Here is a 20,831-nt window from a genome sequence, read left to right on the forward strand (position 1 = left end):
GAATTCCTCACAGGCCTGCGTGGGCGGCAATGGCGGCAGCGATGGCCAGGGCCAGCTCTTCGGGTTTGCGCTTGATCGAGTAGTTGGTCAGTTCCGGATGGCTTTCAACGAAGCTGGTATTGAACTGACCGCTGCGGAACTCTGGGTTGCGCAGGATTTCCTGGTAATAAGCGGCCGTGGTTTTCACCCCTTGCACGCGCATGTCGTCCAGGGCCCGCAGGCCGCGGTCCATGGCTTCTTCCCAGGTCAGCGCCCAGACCACCAGTTTCAGGCACATGGAGTCATAGAACGGCGGAATGGTGTAGCCGGTGTAGATCGCTGTGTCGGTACGTACGCCGGGGCCACCGGGTGCGTAGTAACGGGTGATCTTGCCGAAGCTGGGCAAAAAGTTGTTCTTTGGATCTTCAGCGTTGATCCGAAACTGCAGGGCAAAGCCGCGGTGCTGGATGTCTTCTTGCTTGACCGACAGCGGCAGGCCCGAAGCAATGCGGATCTGCTCACGAACAATGTCGATACCGGTGATTTCCTCGGTGATGGTGTGCTCCACCTGCACCCGGGTGTTCATCTCCATGAAGTACACCTCGCCATCGGCGAGCAGGAACTCCACGGTACCGGCGTTCTCGTAACCCACGGCCTTGGCTGCGCGCACCGACAAATCACCGATATAGGCGCGCTGTTCAGGGGTCAGCTGCGGGCTTGGGGCAATTTCGATCAGCTTCTGGTTGCGGCGCTGGATCGAGCAGTCACGCTCGAACAGGTGCACAACGTTACCAAAGCTGTCACCGAGGATCTGCGCCTCGATATGTTTCGGGTTGACGATACATTTTTCCAGGAACACTTCCGCCGAACCGAAGGCCTTGGTCGCTTCGGAAATCACCCGCGGGAATGCCTGCTCCAGCTCCTCGCGACTATTGCAGCGACGAATGCCACGCCCGCCACCACCGGAGGTGGCCTTGAGCATCACCGGATAACCGATGCGATCACCTTCCTCGAGGGCTTCGTGGATGTCGGCAACGTTGCCTTCAGTGCCAGGGGTCACCGGGACACCGGCCTTGATCATGCTGCGACGAGCTTCAGTCTTGTCGCCCATACGGCGAATGACTTCAGCAGCAGGGCCAATGAACTTGATCCCACGTTCGGCGCATATGTCCGCAAGTTCAGCGTTCTCAGACAGAAAGCCATAACCGGGATGCAAGGCATCACAACCGGTTTCCACAGCCAGGTTCACCAGCTTGCGCGGGTTGAGGTAGCCGGCCAGAGGCTCAGCACCAATGCTATGGGCCTCATCGGCACGTTTAACGTGCAAGGCATGGCGGTCGGCGTCGGAGTAGATCGCCACGGAGCGAATGCCCATCTCGGCGCAGGCACGCACGATCCGAACTGCAATTTCACCCCTGTTGGCGATCAGGATTTTTTTTATCACTGGAGTATTCCCAAGGCCGCTAGAACAAACGATCCGGCACCGCCGGTCGGCGCGTGACCAATCGTCGCTGGCCAGTCGCATCTTTACCCTAGCGCTGTCTCTGGATAAACAAAAATCAATATTTATTAGGGCGTGCATAAGCAAAAGCTTATAGTGCTGTTACAAGGTTTTGCCAGGGCAGAGACAAAATGCGTAAGTCATTGATGCGTATGACATTGCGTCAACTACAAATCTTCAATGAGGTCTGTGACCTACGCTCCTACAGCCGGGCGGCTGAGGAGATGAACCTGACACAACCCGCCGTTAGTCTACAAATCCGTCAGCTCGAAGAACTGGTGGGGCAGCCGTTGTTCGAGTATGTCGGCAAGAAGCTGTACCTTACCGAAGCTGCAGAAGCCCTGCAGCGTGCCAGCCGCGACATCTTTGGCCGCCTGGAAAGCCTTGATATGCAGCTCTCCGACATGCAGGGGTCCTTGCAGGGGCACTTGAAGCTGGCGGTTGAGTCCAGCGCCAAATACTTCGTGCCGCACCTGTTCGCTGCCTTCAAGCGCATGCATCCAGAGGTCAATCTTACCCTCACCGTGGTCAACCGCGCCCAGGCCATCCGGCGACTTTCCGACAACCGCGACGACCTGATCATCATGTCGATGGTGCCGCAAGACATGGGGCTGGAGTTCTTACCTTTCCTCAATAACCCCATCGTCGCCGTTGCCCCCCCCGATCATCCCCTGTGCAAACTGGAAAAGCTGCGCCTGCAGGACCTGGAGCCCCATACGTTATTAGTACGCGAACAAGGCTCAGGGACACGAAAAGCATGCGAGGAGTACTTCAAGGAAAAACGCGTGCACTTCACCCAAACCCTGGAAGTTGCCTCCACGGATGCCCAGCGCGAGTGTGTGATTGCCGGCCTCGGCATCGCTCTGCTGACCCGCCATGCGCTGAATCTGGAATTGGCCACTGGCGTGCTTTGCGAATTACCGGTTGAAGAGCTTCCGTTGTATCGCAGTTGGTGTGTAGTGCAAGCCAAGGCCAAGCGGCAGTCGCCGGTGGCCTTGGCCTTTCTTGCGTTCATCCGTAGCGAACGTGCGCAAATCAGCGCGCTTGTTGAACGCTTTTCGGGGAACCTGCCGCCGATACCTGCCACACATTGATGGCCTGCAATTCGGGATAGTCGGCTATTTCCTGGAGCAGGCGGCGCTGTTCGGAGTAACTTTCGATCGCGCGGCGAAACTCCATGCGGCGCTGATCTTTCTCCTGCTGTTTGCGGGATTTTGCGTTGGGTTGGTACGAGCCATCGAGTTCACGAGCCATTGCATATCTCCCTGATCGAGTGCGGGAGTTCAGCGTGGCGCGTGCGGGTTACAGTTTGGCGGCGCGGCGGTTACAGGTGGGTTAAACCTGCTCCCAGGGCGCTTCAGTCGTCCATTGCCTTCACTGACTTGGGTGACAAACGCAGGCTGCGCAAGCTGCGTTTAACGCTCTTGAGGTGATTGACCAGGCTCGGACCGCGGGCCATGGCCACACCCATGGCGAGCACATCAATCACTACCAGGTGGGCGATACGCGAAGTCAGCGGAGTGTAGATCTCTGTGTCTTCGTGGACGTCGATCGCCAGATTGACCGTCGACAGCTCAGCCAGCGGTGTCTGGCTCGGGCACAGGGTAATCAGGGTGGCGCCGCTTTCACGAACCAGGTTGGCCGTGATCAGCAGGTCTTTGGAACGCCCCGATTGCGAGATGCAGATGGCTACATCACCCGGTTTGAGGGTTACTGCCGACATTGCCTGCATATGCGGATCAGAGTACGCCGCTGCCGTCAGCAGCAGGCGGAAGAACTTGTGCTGGGCATCAGCCGCCACTGCACCCGAAGCACCAAAACCATAAAACTCGACGCGTTGAGCCTGGGCCATGGCCGAAACTGCCCGCTGCAAGGCCTGAGGGTCAAGGTGCTCGCGCACTTCCATCAGCGTATGCAGGGTGGTGTCGAAAATCTTCAGGCTGTAGTCAGCGACCGAGTCGTCTTCATGAATAGCGAACTGGCCAAAACTGGCACCCGCCGCCAGGCTTTGGGCCAGCTTGAGCTTGAGATCCTGGAACCCGGAGCAACCAATGGCTCGGCAAAAGCGCACGATGGTCGGCTCGCTGATACCAACGCTATGGGCAAGATCGGCCATGGAGCTGTGCATGACGGCTGCGGGATCAAGCAGCACGTGATCGGCAACCTTCAGTTCCGATTTGCGTAGCAGATGGCGCGACTGGGCGATGTGTTGCAACAGATTCAAGGGCAGGACTCGGTTATGATCGACTGACCGGGTTGTAGCTTTCTTGTAGTTATACTACATGACCGGCGACCCGCCCAGCTAAACGAACTAGGAGAGTGGTGGTATTGACTATCCCTTGCGACATCATGGTGTTCGGCGGCACCGGTGATCTGGCCCTGCACAAACTGCTTCCGGCGCTCTACCATCTGTATCGTGAGGCTCGCCTGCACCCCGCCGTGCGCATCATTGCCCTGGCGCGCAGCGCACTGCCACGTACTGAATTTCTCAAGCTCGCCGAACGCCGCTGTCGGGCACAGATTGCCCGCGTTGACTTCGACGACGACGTTTGGGCGCGCTTTTGCGCGCGCCTCGACTACTTCCCCATGGACGCCTCACAAAGCGCTGACTTCGTGCGTCTGGCGCGTTTTCTCGGCGAAGCGGGCGGACTGACGCGGATCTACTACCTGGCCACCGCACCAAACCTGTTTGTGCCCATCGCCAACCACCTGAAAATTGCCGGCCTGGTCGATCATGACGCGCGCATCGTCCTGGAAAAACCGATCGGCCACTCGCTGGAATCGGCCACCGCAATCAACGAAGCCATCGGCGCGGTGTTTGCAGAGTCCCAAGTGTTTCGCATCGATCACTACCTGGGTAAGGAGACGGTGCAGAATCTCATGGCACTGCGGTTCGCCAATGCCCTGCTGGAACCGGTATGGCGCAATAATCAGGTTGATCATGTACAGATCAGCGTCTGCGAAACACTCGGCGTAGAAAACCGCGGCGCCTACTACGACCGTGCTGGCGCTACTCGCGACATGCTACAAAACCACCTGCTCCAACTCCTCTGCCTGGTAGCCATGGAACCGCCCGCGCAGTTCGAAGCAGAAGCGGTGCGCGACGAGAAGGTGAAAATTCTCAGGGCGCTCAAACCCATTGCCGGCCAGGATGTGCAGGACAAGACGGTGCGCGGCCAGTACAGCGCCGGCAAAATCGGCGGCCAGGAAGTTCCGGCGTATTACTTCGAGAAAGATGTCGACAACGACAGCGATACCGAGACCTTCGTCGCCGTTGAAGCGCATATCAATAACTGGCGCTGGGCCGGCGTGCCGTTCTATTTGCGTACCGGTAAGCGCCTTGCCAAGCGTTCATCGCAGATTGTCATCCAGTTTAAGCCGGTACCCCATCGCCTGTTCGAAGGCGACCAGGCGAATCAGCTACTGATTCAGCTGCAGCCGGATGAGCGCATCAGCCTGCAAATGATGACCAAGACGCCAGGTAAGGGCATGCGCTTGGAGCCGGTGGAACTGAACCTGAACCTGGCTCAGGTGTTCGGCCAGACTCGGCGCTGGGACGCCTATGAACGGCTGCTGCTGGATGTGCTCGAAGGCGACTCTACGCTGTTCATGCGCCGTGACGAGGTCGAGGCGGCCTGGGCCTGGATCGACCCAATCCTCAACGGCTGGGAAGAGCACTTCCAGGCGCCCAGGCCCTACCCTGCCGGCTCCAATGGGCCGGAGCAGGCCCATAGCCTGCTGGCACGTCAGGGTAGTAGCTGGCACGGCTGAAGGGTTTCCAGCTCCTTCGCAGACCTCGATAGCAGCAGGATGGGCTTGCAACATGAGTTGCACACCATTATCGAGGATTCAAGACATGACCATTAAAACCAAGGATTGGAGTATTCAAAATGACCTGATGCCAGGCATCGGAGGTGGAAGCTTTCGGGTGCGAGGCACCATCACCGTTGCCAACCCAGGCATCAAACCGGTACTGGTAAAGGCCAAGATCCAGGACAAATCTTTTGGCTTGAACCTGGAGCTTCAACTGGAGCAAGAAGAAGGCATGTTCATGCAGATGCTGACCGATAAAGAAGTCTGCTTCGAAATGTCCGGCGATCACAGCTATATCCCGTGGGTGAACGTGATACATGAAGGTGAGCAGCTGACTACCATCAAAAAAGTCATCACCACCAACTGACGCGTTCTGTAGCAGGCCTCCAAGGCCTGCTACTGCAAAAAGCGGGTCATGCTACGCCCCAGTAGAGCGCTGAATGCACAGGCATCCACGGGTTTACTGATCAGGTAGCCCTGTACCTCGTCACAGCCCTGCTTACGCAACAAGGCCAACTGCTCCGGGGTTTCCACGCCTTCGGCAACCACTTTCAAGTCCAGGCTCTTGGCCATGGCAATAATTGCCCGGGTTATCGCGGCGTCTTCACTGCCTTCGTGCAGGCCTCGGATAAAGGCCTGGTCGATTTTGACGTAATCCACCGGAAAACGCTTGAGGTAGCTGAGCGATGAATAGCCGGTGCCAAAATCATCAATCGCCAGTTTGACGCCAAGCGCATGCAATTGCTCAAACGTGGTAATGATGTGCTCGACACTATCGAGCAACTGGCTCTCGGTCAGCTCCAGCTCCAACAATTGCGGGGCCAAGCCACTCTCCTCCAGGACCTGGCGCACCAGACTGACCAGTTTTCCCTGACGCAATTGGTACACCGACAGATTCACCGAGACACGAATCGGCGCCAGACCTTGGCGCTGCCACTCGCAGGCCTGCCAACACGCCTGGCGCAGGACGAACTCGCCAATCGGAGCGATCAATCCGGTCTCTTCGGCCAAACCGATGAACTCACTCGGCGGCACCATGCCCCACTGCGGGTGTTGCCAGCGCACCAAGGCTTCGGCGCCAAGCAGCCGCCCTTGGCGCAAGCACAGCTTGGGTTGGTAGTAGACCAACAACTGCCGCTCCTCGATGGCCTTGCGCAGGTGATTCTCCAACTGCAGGCGCTCAAGAGTGCTGGCCCGCAAGTTTTCGGTGTAGAACTGGAAGCTGTTACCACCCAGATGCTTGGCATGTTGCTTGGCCATATCCGCCTGGCTGATCAGCGCTTTCAGGTCGAAAGTAGCATCTGAGAGCAAGCTGATACCCACCGAGGCGCTGATCACCATCTCGTGACCCTCCAGGCGCAGCGGCACACGCAGCTTGTCCAGCAACCGCGTGGTTACCCGTACCAGGCTGGACAGATTGGTGTAGCCATCGAACAACACGGCGAATTCATCACCGGACAAACGCGCCACGGTATCGGCTTCCGGCACAGCGTTGGCGATACGTTGGGCCATCTGCTTGAGCAATTGGTCGGCCAGTTCATGGCCCAGGCTTTCATTGAGCAATTTGAAGCGATCAAGGTCTATGTGCAGCAGCGCCAGGCTGCGACCGTTCAACCGTACTCGCTGCCCTGCATCGTGTAAGCGCAGGCGGAACAGTGCGCGGTTGGCCAGCCCGGTCAGCTCGTCAAAATGCGCCAGATAACGCAAACGCTCTTCCGATTCCCGGCGAGCCGACAGGTCGGTGAAAAAGCCGACAACATGGCTGATATTGCCGCGGGCATCACGCACCCCATTGAGTTGCAGCCACTGCGGGTATAGCTCGCCATTTTTGCGCGCTTCCACCAGCTCGCCCTGCCAGCGGCCCTGCTGGTCCAGCGCTTGCTCAATGGCCACACTATGGCGCCGCGCATCGCGACTGCAAGGCAGCTCCAGCACATTGCGCGAGAGCAATTCTTCACGGCAATAACCGGTGACTTCGCAATACGCTTGGTTGACGGCCAATAGCAGGAAGTCCGGGTCGAGGATGGCAATGCCTTCGCTCGCCGCCTCAAATACCGTGGCCGCCAGACGTTGCTGTTGTTCCTGGTTTTTTTGCGCGGAAATGTCGCGGCGCGTGCCCAGCATGCGCAGGACCCTGCCATCAGCACCGTGCTGCACGGCCCGACCGCGGTCTTCAATCCAGCACCAGTGGCCCAGGCTGTGGCGTACACGGTACTCGACGCGGTAGTCCTCGGTGCGGCCCTTGAGGTGCTCGACCAGCGTCCGCTTCAGCAACGGCAGGTCGTCCGGATGCAGACGCGGTTTGAGGTCATTGCGCACACTGCGTACCTGGGCCGAATCAAGCCCAAACAGCTCGCGTAGCTGGGTATGGTGGATCTCATCAGTCTCCAGATTCCAATCCCACAGCCCCAATTCACTGGCCTCTAGCGCCAGCGCCAAGCGCGACTCCAGGCCAGCCTGTGCCTCACGCAATTGCTCCTCGATCAAACGTCGGTGCTGGACTTCGCCTGCCAACGCCTGATTGAGCCGCTCACTACGTTGCTGGGCGCTCTGCAGATGCTCAATCAGTGCCTGATTCTGAAAGCGTTTGAGTAGGCCGCGCTCAATCAGGCGATTAACCTGCCAAGCCACCACCAGCAATGCACCTAGTAATATCAGCCCGAGCCAGCCCCATCCCCATTGGTGTTGGTCGCCATTGAAGAATAGAAAAGCGATCGGCGGTAACAGACAGGGCAAGGTAAAGCTGAGAAAGGCTGGCAGGCTGACGGCATAGGCAATGCTCGCCGATAGCGTCGCCGCCCCGAGCAAGCCGAACACCCACGCCTGCTGTACGAAGTTATCCACAGGGACCAGAGCGATCGCTGCACTGGCCAAGGTCAAGCCACTGAAGGCCGAGCCCAGCAGAAACATTCGCCACCAGCTCGGCTGAGCCTGACGTTCAGGCATGGCCGAGTCAAAGGCAGCTACCTGTATAACTCGTAAGGCAACCAACGCCATTAGCCAGACCACCCAAACGCTGACCAGCAGCGATCGCGCCGGGCTCCAGAGCAACCAGGCACAGACCAGTCCGTTGAGCAGCATGAACAAGGTAGGCAGCAGTGAGCCTTGATAGAGCAGACGGGTGCGCTCTACCGCCAACTGCGTTGCGAATTGCTTACGAATACTCCCACGTGTCCCCAGTGGCACGTCGACGGAGCTAAAACCCGATGTCATAGGCAGTGTTCTTGTAATGGTTAGCCCTAAACGAGCACGGAGCATACACAAGCCAGCGCCTGGGCCAAACTGCTCTGGATCATTATTCTGCCAGCCGGTTTTCCGACGAAAAGCGCTCAAGCGCGCAGGCCTTGGGCTAGCGGTCGGTGACCGGTCGGTCGCTGCTGCCAAGTTTTTCTACTGTATATTTGCCCAAGGGTTGCCCGCGCCCCTAAAATGGTCGAATGCGCGATGATCTCTCTCTCCTGTTGAACTCCCTCAACGACGCCCAACGCCAGGCCGTAGCGGCCCCCGTCGGTCGTCAGTTGGTCCTGGCCGGTGCCGGCTCTGGTAAGACCCGAGTGCTGGTGCACCGCATCGCCTGGTTGATCCAGGTCGAGCAGGCCTCGCCACACTCGATCCTGTCAGTGACCTTCACCAACAAGGCTGCCGCCGAGATGCGCCAGCGTATCGAGCAGCTGATGGGCATCAATCCTGCCGGTATGTGGGTAGGCACCTTCCACGGCCTGGCCCATCGTCTGTTGCGAGCACACTGGCAAGAAGCCGGGCTGAACCAGAACTTCCAGATCCTCGACAGCGATGACCAGCAGCGCTTGGTAAAGCGCGTGATCCGCGAACTGGGCCTCGACGAACAGCGCTGGCCAGCACGCCAGGCGCAATGGTTCATCAACGGGCAGAAAGACGAGGGCTTGCGCCCGCAACACATCCAGGCCAGTGGCGATCTGTACCTGGGCACCATGCGCAGCATCTATGAGGCCTATGAGGCCGCTTGCCAGCGCGCTGGGGTCATCGATTTCTCCGAGCTGCTGCTACGTGCCCTGGACCTGTGGCGCGATCACCCGGGCCTGTTGGAGCACTACCAGCGGCGCTTCCGTCATGTGCTGGTAGACGAATTCCAGGACACCAACGCCGTGCAGTACGCCTGGTTGCGTCTGCTGGCTAAAGGTGGCGACAGCCTGATGGTGGTTGGTGACGACGACCAGTCGATTTACGGCTGGCGGGGTGCCAAGATCGAGAACATCCACCAGTACAGCGCCGACTTCCCCGACGCCGAAATGATCCGCCTCGAGCAGAACTATCGCTCCACCGCTGGCATCCTCAAGGCTGCCAACGCCCTGATCGCCAACAACAGCGATCGTCTGGGCAAGGAGCTATGGACCGATGGCGGCGATGGCGAACCTTTGAGCCTGTACGCGGCCTTCAACGAACACGATGAAGCGCGCTATGTGGTAGAAACCATCGAAAGCGCGCTCAAGACCGGTCTGGCCCGTAGCGACATTGCCATCCTCTATCGCTCCAACGCCCAATCGCGGGTGCTGGAAGAAGCCTTGCTGCGTGAGCGCATTCCCTACCGTATCTACGGTGGCCAACGCTTCTTCGAGCGTGCCGAGATCAAGAACGCCATGGCTTACCTGCGCCTGCTTGAAGGTCGCGGTAACGACGCAGCGCTAGAACGGGTTATCAACGTACCGCCACGCGGAATCGGCGAGAAAACCGTCGAAGCCATTCGCGACCACGCTCGGCACGCCGAAGTGTCGATGTGGGAATCGATGAGCCTGCTGATCGCCAACAAGGCGCTCAAAGGCCGCGCTGCCAGCGCCCTGGCGGCGTTTATCGAACTGATTGAAAACCTTGCCGCCAAGGTCATGGAAATGCCGCTGCACTTGATGACCCAGACGGTCATCGAGCAGTCCGGGCTGATCATCTATCACCAGGAAGAAAAAGGTGAAAAGGGTCAGGCACGGGTAGAAAACCTTGAGGAACTGGTCAGCGCCGCGCGCAACTTCGAAACCAGCGAAGAAGACGCCGAGCTTTCACCGTTGGCCGCGTTCCTCGGTCATGCGTCCCTGGAAGCCGGCGATGCCCAGGCTGACGAGCACGAAGACAGTATCCAGCTGATGACCTTGCACAGCGCCAAAGGCCTGGAGTTCCCGCATGTGTTCCTGGTCGGCATGGAAGAGGGTCTGTTCCCGCACAAGATGAGCCTGGAAGAGCCTGGCCGTCTGGCGGAAGAGCGCCGTCTGGCCTATGTCGGTATCACCCGGGCCATGCAGCAACTGGTCATGACCTACGCCGAAACCCGTCGCCTATATGGCAGCGAAACCTACAACAAGGTTTCCCGTTTCGTACGCGAGATTCCGGCGGGACTGATTCAGGAAGTGCGCTTGTCCAACAGCGTCAGCCGCCCTTTCGGTTCCGGCCAGAAGCAAAACACCAGCAGCCTGTTCGCCAACGCGAATATTCCGCAGACCGCCTTCAACCTTGGCCAGCGTGTGCAACACGCGGTGTTCGGCGAAGGCGTGATCCTCAATTTTGAAGGTTCCGGCGCCCAGGCACGGGTGCAGGTCAACTTCGCCGAAGGCAGCAAATGGCTGATGCTCGGCTACGCCAAGCTGGAAGCCCTGTAGCAGGGGCTTGCTGCTCTATTGTGGGCGTCAGCCTGGCTGGCGCCCACAAAAGCAGTCAAAATTAGGCAAAAGATGGAAACATCTTGGCGCTGGTCATGTGTCCTACAACCTGTGCACCATGACGCGCGTGCAATCCACAAAACGGGAATACCCTTCTATGCAACGTTTTCTTAGCATCGCCCTGGCGTTGTGCATCGGCCTGACGATGAGCCTCGACGCCAACGCCAAACGCATGGGCGGCGGTAAAAGCTCGGGCGCCGCGCCTATGCACCAGACCCGCCAGGCTGCCCCGACTACACCGGCCGCCTCGCCAACCGCTCCAGGTCGCGCACCTGCCGCTGCCAGCGGTGCCTCGCGCTGGCTCGGCCCTCTGGCCGGTATCGCCGCCGGTGGCCTGCTGGCCTCGATGTTCATGGGCGATGGCTTCGATGGCATGCAGATCTTCGACATCCTGATCATCGCGTTGATCGCCTTCCTGGTGTTCCGCTTCATCGCCGCCCGTCGCCGCAAGCAGCAGCCACAAATGGCCGCCGCCGGTCACGCGCCGTTCCAGCGTGAAGCGCACCAGCAACCTGCTCAGTCGTCGATCTTCGGTGGCTCCGCCGCACCTGCCGCGGCTGCCCGTCCGGTCATCAATGCGCCGGCCTGGTTCAACGAGCAAAGCTTCCTGGCAGCTGCCCGCAACCACTTCCAGACGCTGCAGCAGCACTGGGACGCCAACGAAATGGACAAGATCGCCGAGTTCGTCACCCCGCAGATGCTGCAGTTCCTCAAGCAGGAACGTGCTGAGCTGGGTGACGGCTTCCAGTCCACCTACATCGACAACCTGGATGTGCAACTTGACGGTGTTGATGATCGTGCCGACAAGACCATCGCCACCCTGACCTTCAGCGGTGTGTCCAAGACCTCGCGCTTCGACCAGGGCGAAGTGTTCAGCGAAAGCTGGAACATGGAACGCGCTCAGGGCGAAAACCAGCCTTGGCTGGTCGCCGGGATCCGCCAGAACGGCTGATCTTGAGGCATTGCACAAAAAAACCCCGGGCTTGTCCCGGGGTTTTGCTTTTAGCGCAGCGGGCTACTAGGGTATAACGCGCAGCGTGTCGTAAAGGTTAGAGGATAGAACCGTGGAAGAAGTCATCGAACAGCTCCGAGAAGCCAATGAACCGGTACCGGTGCCACTGGAATTACCGGACGAAGATCAGTTGGTCGAAATCGAAGAAGAGTTGTTCATCAACATTCCGTTCGTCTTCAAGGAATTCCTGCTGACGGTCAGCGATGTGGTCTATGGCAGCCTGGAACCCGTGACTGTCACCGATCCGCAGTCGCACACCTACCTGCCAGAGGTAGCGGCCAACGCCTGGGATTCCGGCGTCCCGCGGGACCTGATCCCAATCTGCCAGGATGGCGACGATTACTACTGCGTCGAGGAAGACGGCACAGTCGTGCTGTGGTCCGGCGAAGAAGAGCTCGTCACCGAAGAAAGCTGGGAATCGGTCTGGCACTGGGCACGAGATGTCTGGCTGGAAAGCTGAATGAGAAATATCCGCACAAATTAATGGCCCTTGGCCATTAATGTTCGTAGAATCGCCATGCCTTCCTGTGCGTGGCGATTTCGTTACCGCTCCATCCCCTCGGACATTCGAATCGTCCGCGCAGGAAGCGTTTCCTCCTCACCCTAGCGGTGATTCTCCTGATGATTGTCCAGCGTCTCCAGCAAGGCGATCTGCATCCGCGTGTGCACGCGGATAAGCCAGCGCCAGAGCAATGCCGCCACCCCCGCCGCTACCACCACGATCAGCACCAGCAACTCGCTGGTGGGCAGAATGCTTGCCGAAAGCGCCGACAGCAGCAGAAAGATCACCAGCAATGACAACAGGGGGATCACCTCGGCAATTACCCGACGCACGCGCTGGGTATGGCGCCCAGCCATTTCCGGCTTGACCCCCATCTCCGCCAGCAGCATCGACAGCGCCTTGAGCTTGCGATAAGCGGCGATCAGGAATGGTAACGACAACAGCAATGCCGCGCCCCAGATCAACGCCTTCTGCTGGCCGACGTCACTGATCCATTCGCCCAGATACTCACCAATTTGCGCAGCGAAGTAACCACCACTGAAAAAGATCGCCACCACCAAAGCCAGGTTCACCCCTACCTGCAACAGGATACGGCGGATCATCGACGCCAGCAGTGCCCCCTCGCCCTGGGGCTGGATGCTGCGCAACCACTCTCCGTACAACGACAAAACCCGCGTCAGGCGCCGCGGCATGACCTTGGCCAGCTTCAGCGACAAGGGGTCGGCGCCACGGATCAGGTAGGGCGTTAGCAAGGTGGTAATAGCCGACACGGCTACCGCGACCGGATAGAGAAAGTCGCTGGTCACCTGCAGTGTCATGCCCAACGCAGCAATGATGAACGAGAATTCGCCAATTTGAGACAGGCCCATCCCGACACGCAGCGAAGTACGCCCGTCATTACCGGCGATGAAGGCCCCCATGCCGCAGGACAGCATCTTGCCTAGCACCACCGCGACCGTAATCACCACGATCGGCCAGGCGTACTCGACCAACACCATAGGGTCGATCATCATGCCGATGGCAACGAAAAAAATCGCACTGAACAGGTCGCGAACCGGTTCGATAAGGCGCTCGATTTTCACCAGTTGTCGAGATTCGGCCATGATTGCGCCAATCAGGAAGGCGCCGAGCACCATGCTGTACTCGAGTTTGACCACCAACAGACAGAAGCCGAAACACAACCCCAACACCGTGATCAGCAGCATCTCGTTGCTTTCGAAACGGGCTACATAAGCCAGCAGGCGCGGCACCAGCAGAATACCGATGACCAACGCCACAATCATGAACAATGACAGCTTACCGACCGTGGAGAACACCTCACCGGAGCTTACCGAGCCACTGACAGCGATCCCTGAGAGCAAGGCGATGATACCGATGCCAAGAATATCCTCGACGATCAGTACGCCGAAGATCAGCTGAGCAAAGCGCTCATTCTTCATCTTCAGGTCATTGAGCGCTTTGACAATGATGGTGGTAGAGGAAATTGCCAGAATCGCACCGAGGAACAGCGAATCCATGGTGCTCCACCCGAACCAGCGGCCGATCTCGAAGCCGATCCAGATCATCAGCACGATTTCCAGGAACGCTGCGATAAACGCAGTGGCCCCCACCTTGAACAGCTTGCGCAGGCTGAACTCCAGGCCCAAGCAGAACATCAGGAAGATCACCCCCAGCTCAGCGAGCGTCTTAATCGTGACTTCGTCGTGAATCAAGCCAAATGGTGGGGTGTGCGGGCCGATAATAAAGCCGGCGACAATGTAACCCAGTACCACCGGCTGCTTGAACCGGTGGAAAAGGATGGTGACCACACCGGCGACCAGCATGATCACTGCCAAGTCCTGGATAAAGCTGATGGCATGCACGGCGTGGCACTCCTTACCTTATGACGAAAGACAAACCGCCACTCACCCCCGGAATTGACTGATTGAGTTGCGGGTACATAGTGTTTTTAATGTAAGAGCCCACCTTGCATGGGTCTCCTCAGGTTAACACCGCCGCCTGTCGCGAAAAGCCGATGCAATAAGTGGAAACAGATCGACCAAATCAACGCCGTAAATGGCACAAACAGCGTGACGGCAAGGCCGCTGTCAGCGTCCCGTCTTTAGATGGGAATCGTAATAGGGGAAAGAAGCGTGAACACCAGTCGCCACCCCGCCTCAGCGCAACCTCACCGTGAGCACACTATGGAACCTGGAAACGCCCAGCTGTCGATGACCGTCCTGATGACCCCGGACATGGCCAACTTTTCTGGCAACGTTCATGGCGGCACGCTGCTCAAATACCTCGATGAAGTCGCCTACGCCTGCGCCAGCCGCTACGCAGGGCGCTATGTGGTGACCTTGTCGGTCGACCAGGTGGTCTTTCGCGAGCCGGTGCATGTCGGCGAACTGGTGACCTTTCTGGCCTCGGTCAACTACACCGGCAATACCTCGATGGAGGTTGGCATCAAGGTCGTCACCGAAAACATTCGCGAGCGTTCAGTGCGCCACAGCAACAGCTGCTTTTTCACCATGGTCGCCGTCGATGACGACCGTAAACCCGTTGCCGTGCCTCCACGCCAACCGGAAAGCAGCGAAGAAAAACGCCGCTTCCTGCAGGGTAAGCAGCGTCGATTGATTCGCCAGGAGCTGGAAAAGCGCTACCAGGAACTCAAGGGCGACGCCCTTTAACAACTCAGGCGACGCGCTTCAAAACGCACCCGTGGATGCACGATGCGGTCCTGGGCCCGCACCAGTTCGAGTTCGTAGCTGGCGCAGGCCTGGGTTTCCAGCAACACCTCATGCACCGCAGCGGCGGCAAACTCGAACGCGGCCAGCCAATCATCACCCAGCAGCACGCGGGCAAGGAACAGTCCTGAGGTCAGGTCGCCGACACCCACTGGCTGCCGTGGAAAGGCCAGCAGCGGTCGGCGCAGGTGCCAGCTGCCTTGGGCAGTAACCAGCAGCATCTCGAAATCTTCCGCCGCGCGCCCCGGATAAGCCAAGTGCTTGACCAGCACCGCTTTCGGCCCCCGCTCCAGCAGGCTACGCGCCATGGCTACACAATCGTCCAAGGACGCTGGTCGACGATCGCAGAAGCTGTCCAGCTCCAGCTGGTTCGGACACAACACGTCAGCGACCGTTAACGCTTCTTCGAGCAAGAAGGTACTCACTTCAGCAGGTACGATGCAGCCCTTTTCCGGATGCCCCATGACCGGGTCACACAGGTACAAGGCCTTGGGATTAGCCGCCTTGATACGTGCGACGCCACTGAGAATGGCTCGCCCCTGTTCGGCACTACCCAGGTAACCGGATAACACCGCATCGCAGTTGCCCAGTTCGCCAATCGCCGCAATGCCTTCTACCAGTGCCGGAATTTGAACTGGCGCAAGCACTTCTCCCGTCCACTGGCCATACTGAGTGTGGTTGGAGAACTGCACGGTATTGAGCGCCCAGACATTCACACCGACCCGCTGCATCGGGAATACCGCCGCGCCATTACCGGCATGGCCGAACACTACATGGGACTGGATGGCGAGCAGATGCGGCGTACGTTTCATGCAAAACTTCCGAAGCAAGAATGAAAGACAAGGCGCGCAGTATGGCGCTAAAAGCCACCTGTACGACAGACCAGGGAGGCGGTTAAGCTGGGTATACTTTGTTGGAGCATTGGTAAATGTTGACCCTGGGTAATCTCGCCGTGCTGATGTTGCTGGCTACCGCCGGCGCCTGGCTGTGGCACAACCACGGATTGCGTGAAAAGGCCCTGGAACGGGTCAAGCAGCACTGTGCAAAGCTCGATCTGGAACTGCTCGATGGCAATGTCGCGCTCAAGCGCATCGGCTTTGTTCGCGATGCTCAGGGTCGCAAGCGCCTGGCGCGTGTGTATAACTTCGAATTCACCGTCACCGGTGAGCAGCGTCACCCCGGTACTGTCACCCAGTTTGGCGCCCATAGCATGCAGATCGAACTGGCGCCCTACCCGTTCGAGATCAAACCGGTTGAGCATGTCGACAACGTCATCGAGATGAAGCAGTGGCGCCAGGATCATAACCGCTGGCGTAACTAGATCCGGCAGGCCTGCATGGCCTGCTGCAACAGATTGCGGTCCTGAACGGTGGCGAAAATCAGCTCAATGCGCGAGTCACGGCGCCATTCACTAGGCTGCCACTGCAGAGCACTCTGCCCCTGCAAGGCATTGATAGACTGCCAACCTTGAGGGCTGTGGATAACTAGCTTGGCCCGGCGCCAGTCAAAATCACCCAAGAACTGTTCAATTTTTGATCGTTCGAAGACCTGCTGGGGATGCCAGCGCCAGCCGATACTCCACCCCTCGGTAGCCTCCTGAATGCTGCAGATGGGCTCGTCAGGAGTTGTCCACAGGGTCGCTAGAGGCCCATCAACAGTGGGCAAAGCAGGCTTATCCACAACCTCAAATGCAGCCGGTACCTCTACCTGGATGGGTAAAGCTGATAACGGCAGTCGCCCCTGCTCGGTCCAAAACATAGGCTGATGGGGTAGCTGTGAACTTATCCACAAGCGTTGTTGGTCATCCAGCCCTTGCGACTTGTTCAGCACCAACAAGCCCGCGCTGCTCAGCGCCTCTTCCTGCGCCGGAGGCAACGCCCTGTGCGCAGCAAGTTGCTGGGCATCCAACACCATGATCGCTGGCTGTACAGTCAACACCCCGCGCCATGGCGACTGTTTGAGCTGCTCCAACAGTTGCAACGGATGCCCTAAACCCGACGGTTCGATAAACAACCGATGTGGCTGGGCTTTGCGCAGTAAACGGCCCAAACCGACCTGAAATGGCGTTCCATTCACACAACATAGACAGCCGCCGGCCACCTCCCCCATAGCGATACCCTGATCATCAGTACTGAGCAGCGCCGCATCCAGACCGATCTGGCCGAACTCATTGACCAAGATCGCCCAGCGCTCGTTAGCAGGCCGTTGAGCCAGCAACTGGCAGATCAGGCTCGTCTTGCCGGCCCCCAAAGGACCGGCAATGACGTGAGTAGGGATGTTCTGCAGCATGTGAAAGTAGGCACCTGGGATTTTCGTCACTATGCCTTGATCTCAGTGCATTCAGTCAATAGCTGCTAACGCCCATCTCATGCCGCCTCCTCTTCGTACCAAGGCCCAAAAGGATCCGGCAGCTGACGCCAGCTATCGACACCTTCGGCCATTTCCGCGTCACTCAGCAGGCAGGCATCGAGTTCGGATTTGAGTCGGGAGAAGTCGATATTCTGACCGATGAACACCAGTTCCTGACGGCAATCCCCCTGTTCAGCCGTCCAGTTCTTGAGGATCGCTGCGCTGCTCTGTTCATCCTGCGGCCAGTGCTGACGCGGTACATAGCGCCACCAGCGTCCGGCAAAACCATAACGCATCATGCCCCCGGCCTGAGACCAGCTTCCCGCATCCTGGTGCTTGTTGGCCAACCAGAAGAAACCCTTGGAGCGCAGCAATCGGCCGTTGCTCCATGGACCGTTAATAAAGTCGAAGAAGCGCTGTGGATGCAGCGGACGACGGGCCTGCCAGGTAGTGGCTGCGATGCCATACTCTTCGGTTTCCGGCACATGTTCACCGCGCAGTTCCTGCAGCCATCCTGGCGCTTGGGCGGCACGCTCAAAGTCAAACAGGCCCGTGTTGAGAATTTCCGCCAAAGGCACCTGACCCATCAGCATTGGGACAATCCGCGCGTGGGCGTTGAGTCGACGCAGAATGGCACTCAACTCTTCACGCTCGTGACTACTGATTAGGTCGACCTTACTGAGCAGGATGACATCGGCGAACTCCACTTGTTCGATCAGCAGGTCACTGATCGAACGCTGATCATCTTCTCCCAGGGTTTCGCCATGACCGGCCAGGCTTTCAGCTGCCTGGTAATCGCGCAGGAAGTTCAGGCCGTCGACAACCGTGACCATGGTATCGAGGCGTGCCTGGTCGGCCAGGCTACGGCCCTGGTCATCACGAAAGGTAAACGTCTCGGCAACCGGCAAGGGTTCGGAAATACCCGTGGACTCAATCAACAGGTAATCAAAACGACCTTCCTGCGCGAGTCGGCTGACTTCCTCCAGCAAGTCCTCACGCAAGGTGCAGCAGATGCAGCCGTTGCTCATCTCCACCAGTTTTTCTTCGGCACGATTGAGGCTGACATTGCGTTGCACCTCGCTCGCGTCGATGTTGATTTCACTCATATCGTTGACGATCACCGCTACCCGCAGGTTCTCGCGGTTGCGCAAGACATGGTTGAGCAGCGTACTTTTACCGGCACCCAGAAAGCCGGACAGCACGGTAACAGGAAGGCGATTGGGCATGATCAGGTCCTCATCAGGGCGAGCGTATTCAAATGATGCATTGCGCAATGTTATATTATAACAATACAATTTCGCCAAGCTGCTTTACCTGAACACGACCAGAAGCCTCGACGAAGGACGCTAAAAAATGAAGTTGTTGCGTGCCGCTGTCGCATTACTACTGTGCCTGCCTGTTGGCGCCGTTGCCGGTCCTTTGAGCAAGGGATTGGCGTTATGCACCCGCAGCGCCACATTGCTCGCCTGCGGCGACGCTCAAGGTAACTACTACAGCGTGCGAACCGATGGCCAAACAACGTACCTGCGTGGTTATGAAGTGCAAGGAAAGCGACTGTGGACACAAACCAACAGCCGTTACGGGCAGCTAACTTTCTATACCGGCCTGGCCAGCGACGGTGAAACCTGGGTGGGCTACAGCCGTAAAATCGGCTGGACCACGTTCAACCGGGTCTTCAGCTCCAGCGGGCAACGCTTTAATCTGCGCTGCAATCGCCTGAGCGGCTGCCAGTAATCGCTATTGCCACCCTGAATAACGAGCTGTCCATGAGCGTTCTTAATCTTCCGGATATTGCCACGCAAGTTACCCAAACCTCGCTGCCACTGGACTGGGTAGGTATGTGCAACATCGCCTTGCCTGTTCTGTTTGCTGACCGCACGCTGCGTGCCAGTGCCGACGCTGGCGTCAGCCTCGACGATGGCAATTCACGTGGCATCCATATGTCACGCTTGTATCTGGCGCTTGAAGTTTTTGAGCATCAGCCCTTAACGCCCATGCTCTTCCAACAAGTGCTGGATGAGTTTCTGCAGAGTCATGCTGGGTTATCGGCGGGCGCTTATTTGAATTTGCGCTTTGATTTGATGCTAAAACGGCCCGCTTTGATCAGCCCGCTAGCAGGATGGAAGGCCTATCCGGTCACCGTTGCTGCGCAGCTAAAAGATGAAATGTTCCACGTGGAACTAAAAGTGGAAGTCGATTATTCCTCCACTTGCCCCTGCTCAGCGGCGTTAGCCAGGCAATTGATCCAACAGCAATTCCTGACCGATTTTGGCAATCGTAGCCTCAGCCATGAGGCGGTACTCAGCTGGTTGGGCAGCGCCCAAGGCGTGGTGGCGACACCTCACAGCCAGCGCAGCGTGGCGCTATTGCAGGTACGTTTGGGGCATGGGGTCAATGAATTGCCGATCGTGGCATTGATTGATGAGGCTGAAACCGCGCTAGGCACCGCCGTGCAGACGGCGGTGAAACGAGCAGATGAACAGGCCTTTGCCTTGGCCAACGGTCAGAACCTGATGTTCTGTGAAGATGCTGCACGGCGTTTGCATCTGGCCCTGCAACGGATGAACTGGCTAAGCGGGTTTGACCTGCGCGTGGAACACGCGGAAAGTTTGCATGCCCACGATGCTGTCGCCGCTAGCCAGTGGCATTGGTAGTCGAGCTCTAGGTACGCGGTTTGACGCTACCACACTCGCTTCCCACCCAAACGGCTCGGGTATTCATGCTGCCCTGTTGCTGAACCCCGGAGGCATTGAAAGTGCCGTTGACCGTTGTAGTGAACTCACGGTCGCTGACAAAAGTAGCCTGACCTGCTCCCTGTGCTTTGGGGCAGCTGAAGGTGAACTTCCAGACGTTACCATTGCGCTCGGTAATCTTCTGGGTACAGCCAGACTTCGGGTCTTGCAGGGGAATGTCGTCAGTTTTGACCTGCTCAGGCGTCAGGCAAGACTGCACGCCCTTACCGGCCACGCTGATACCCTGCTTGGCCAAGCCACCTTCGATCATCGCCCGCTGCTCGGGCGGCAGGTTCTTCAGCTGTCCGAGCATAAAGCCCATGTCCGGGAGTGCCTTGCCATCCACCTGCATGTTGCTGGTAGTCAGCTCCCACAACCCTGGCTGCAGCATTTGTGCGTGCACCAATGGGCTCGACACCGCCAGGACCAATGCCAGCATCGGCAGACGACTTTTCATGTAATGGCTCCTCGAAACTCCAGCCCCACGCTGGAACAAAGCTTAGACGCCAATTTCGCCTTTCGGTTGCAAGTAGGGT

At 58.3% G+C, this 20,831-nt stretch carries 19 protein-coding genes; 10 read left to right on the forward strand and 9 right to left on the reverse strand.

Going from position 1 to position 20,831, the window contains the following annotated elements; translation table 11 throughout:
- Positions 1 to 7 precede the first annotated feature (7 nt).
- Positions 8 to 1,423, reverse strand: a complete 1,416-nt coding sequence (locus CX511_RS00440) for an acetyl-CoA carboxylase biotin carboxylase subunit (RefSeq protein WP_045186243.1) — start codon at positions 1,421 to 1,423, stop codon at positions 8 to 10.
- Between the two features lie 203 nt (positions 1,424 to 1,626).
- Between CX511_RS00440 and CX511_RS00445 the strand changes: the two genes are divergently transcribed.
- Complete coding sequence (locus tag CX511_RS00445; RefSeq protein WP_177327803.1) at positions 1,627 to 2,574, forward strand: LysR family transcriptional regulator; 948 nt, start codon at positions 1,627 to 1,629, stop codon at positions 2,572 to 2,574.
- On the opposite strand, the gene CX511_RS00450 is transcribed toward CX511_RS00445, so the two are convergent.
- Both CX511_RS00450 and hexR read right to left on the reverse strand, forming a co-directional pair.
- Positions 2,516 to 2,734 (reverse strand): PA3496 family putative envelope integrity protein, encoded by a 219-nt coding sequence (locus CX511_RS00450; protein ID WP_082071375.1) that lies wholly within the window; start codon positions 2,732 to 2,734, stop codon positions 2,516 to 2,518. The two genes, CX511_RS00445 and CX511_RS00450, sit on opposite strands and share 59 nt — an antisense overlap.
- 103 nt (positions 2,735 to 2,837) lie before the next feature.
- Positions 2,838 to 3,704: a transcriptional regulator HexR gene (hexR, locus tag CX511_RS00455; RefSeq protein ID WP_045186245.1), complete on the reverse strand. Its 867-nt coding sequence runs from the start codon at positions 3,702 to 3,704 to the stop codon at positions 2,838 to 2,840.
- A 104-nt stretch (positions 3,705 to 3,808) separates the two neighbouring features.
- Here hexR and zwf point away from each other — a divergent pair, with 104 nt between their 5' ends.
- Positions 3,809 to 5,251: a glucose-6-phosphate dehydrogenase gene (gene zwf / locus CX511_RS00460; RefSeq protein WP_101293880.1), complete on the forward strand. Its 1,443-nt coding sequence runs from the start codon at positions 3,809 to 3,811 to the stop codon at positions 5,249 to 5,251.
- An 85-nt stretch (positions 5,252 to 5,336) separates the two neighbouring features.
- Positions 5,337 to 5,660: a hypothetical protein gene (locus CX511_RS00465; RefSeq protein ID WP_045186246.1), complete on the forward strand. Its 324-nt coding sequence runs from the start codon at positions 5,337 to 5,339 to the stop codon at positions 5,658 to 5,660.
- Between the two features lie 29 nt (positions 5,661 to 5,689).
- On the opposite strand, the gene CX511_RS00470 is transcribed toward CX511_RS00465, so the two are convergent.
- Entirely contained in the window at positions 5,690 to 8,506 is a 2,817-nt protein-coding gene (locus CX511_RS00470; protein WP_045186247.1) for a putative bifunctional diguanylate cyclase/phosphodiesterase, read from the reverse strand.
- Between the two features lie 224 nt (positions 8,507 to 8,730).
- On the opposite strand from CX511_RS00470, the gene uvrD reads away from it, so the two are divergent.
- The 3 genes from uvrD (at position 8,731) to CX511_RS00485 (ending at position 12,446) form a co-directional block, all read left to right on the forward strand.
- Positions 8,731 to 10,914 (forward strand): DNA helicase II, encoded by a 2,184-nt coding sequence (uvrD, locus tag CX511_RS00475; RefSeq protein ID WP_101293861.1) that lies wholly within the window; start codon positions 8,731 to 8,733, stop codon positions 10,912 to 10,914.
- Positions 10,915 to 11,071: 157 nt separating this feature from the next.
- Positions 11,072 to 11,926, forward strand: a complete 855-nt coding sequence (locus CX511_RS00480) for a Tim44 domain-containing protein (protein ID WP_045186251.1) — start codon at positions 11,072 to 11,074, stop codon at positions 11,924 to 11,926.
- Positions 11,927 to 12,038: 112 nt separating this feature from the next.
- Positions 12,039 to 12,446, forward strand: coding sequence for an SMI1/KNR4 family protein (locus tag CX511_RS00485; protein WP_045186253.1), 408 nt, complete (start codon positions 12,039 to 12,041; stop codon positions 12,444 to 12,446).
- 143 nt (positions 12,447 to 12,589) lie between these two features.
- Here the strand turns inward: CX511_RS00485 and CX511_RS00490 are convergent, their stop codons facing one another.
- Positions 12,590 to 14,350 carry a cation:proton antiporter gene (locus CX511_RS00490; protein ID WP_045186254.1) on the reverse strand — a complete coding sequence of 587 codons (1,761 nt, stop codon included), beginning with the start codon at positions 14,348 to 14,350 and terminating at the stop codon, positions 12,590 to 12,592.
- Positions 14,351 to 14,671: 321 nt separating this feature from the next.
- Here CX511_RS00490 and CX511_RS00495 point away from each other — a divergent pair, with 321 nt between their 5' ends.
- Positions 14,672 to 15,157 (forward strand): acyl-CoA thioesterase, encoded by a 486-nt coding sequence (locus CX511_RS00495; protein WP_045186257.1) that lies wholly within the window; start codon positions 14,672 to 14,674, stop codon positions 15,155 to 15,157.
- Here CX511_RS00495 and pdxY read toward each other — a convergent pair.
- Positions 15,154 to 16,026: a pyridoxal kinase PdxY gene (gene pdxY / locus CX511_RS00500; RefSeq protein ID WP_045186259.1), complete on the reverse strand. Its 873-nt coding sequence runs from the start codon at positions 16,024 to 16,026 to the stop codon at positions 15,154 to 15,156. The genes CX511_RS00495 and pdxY overlap by 4 nt on opposite strands.
- Positions 16,027 to 16,142: 116 nt before the next feature.
- Between pdxY and CX511_RS00505 the strand changes: the two genes are divergently transcribed.
- Entirely contained in the window at positions 16,143 to 16,535 is a 393-nt protein-coding gene (locus CX511_RS00505) for a DUF3301 domain-containing protein (RefSeq protein ID WP_045186262.1), read from the forward strand.
- Here CX511_RS00505 and CX511_RS00510 read toward each other — a convergent pair.
- Together CX511_RS00510 and zigA are read right to left on the reverse strand one after the other, a co-directional pair.
- Positions 16,532 to 17,503, reverse strand: a complete 972-nt coding sequence (locus tag CX511_RS00510; protein ID WP_101293860.1) for a CobW family GTP-binding protein — start codon at positions 17,501 to 17,503, stop codon at positions 16,532 to 16,534. The two genes, CX511_RS00505 and CX511_RS00510, sit on opposite strands and share 4 nt — an antisense overlap.
- A 77-nt stretch (positions 17,504 to 17,580) precedes the next feature.
- A complete protein-coding gene (gene zigA / locus CX511_RS00515; RefSeq protein WP_101293859.1) occupies positions 17,581 to 18,789 on the reverse strand; it encodes a zinc metallochaperone GTPase ZigA in 1,209 nt (402 codons plus the stop codon).
- A gap of 127 nt (positions 18,790 to 18,916) precedes the next feature.
- Here zigA and CX511_RS00520 point away from each other — a divergent pair, with 127 nt between their 5' ends.
- On the forward strand, positions 18,917 to 19,297 hold the full coding sequence (locus CX511_RS00520) for a glutamine synthetase (RefSeq protein WP_101293858.1): 381 nt from the start codon (positions 18,917 to 18,919) through the stop codon (positions 19,295 to 19,297).
- 32 nt (positions 19,298 to 19,329) lie between these two features.
- Positions 19,330 to 20,217, forward strand: a complete 888-nt coding sequence (gene folE2 / locus CX511_RS00525; protein ID WP_101293857.1) for a GTP cyclohydrolase FolE2 — start codon at positions 19,330 to 19,332, stop codon at positions 20,215 to 20,217.
- Positions 20,218 to 20,224: 7 nt separating this feature from the next.
- On the opposite strand, the gene CX511_RS00530 is transcribed toward folE2, so the two are convergent.
- Positions 20,225 to 20,752, reverse strand: coding sequence for a DUF3617 domain-containing protein (locus CX511_RS00530; protein WP_045186272.1), 528 nt, complete (start codon positions 20,750 to 20,752; stop codon positions 20,225 to 20,227).
- Positions 20,753 to 20,831: the final 79 nt, after the last annotated feature.

The sequence above is a fragment of the Pseudomonas sp. S06B 330 genome, assembly GCF_002845275.2.
In the GTDB taxonomy this organism is placed as follows: Bacteria; Pseudomonadota; Gammaproteobacteria; order Pseudomonadales; family Pseudomonadaceae; genus Aquipseudomonas.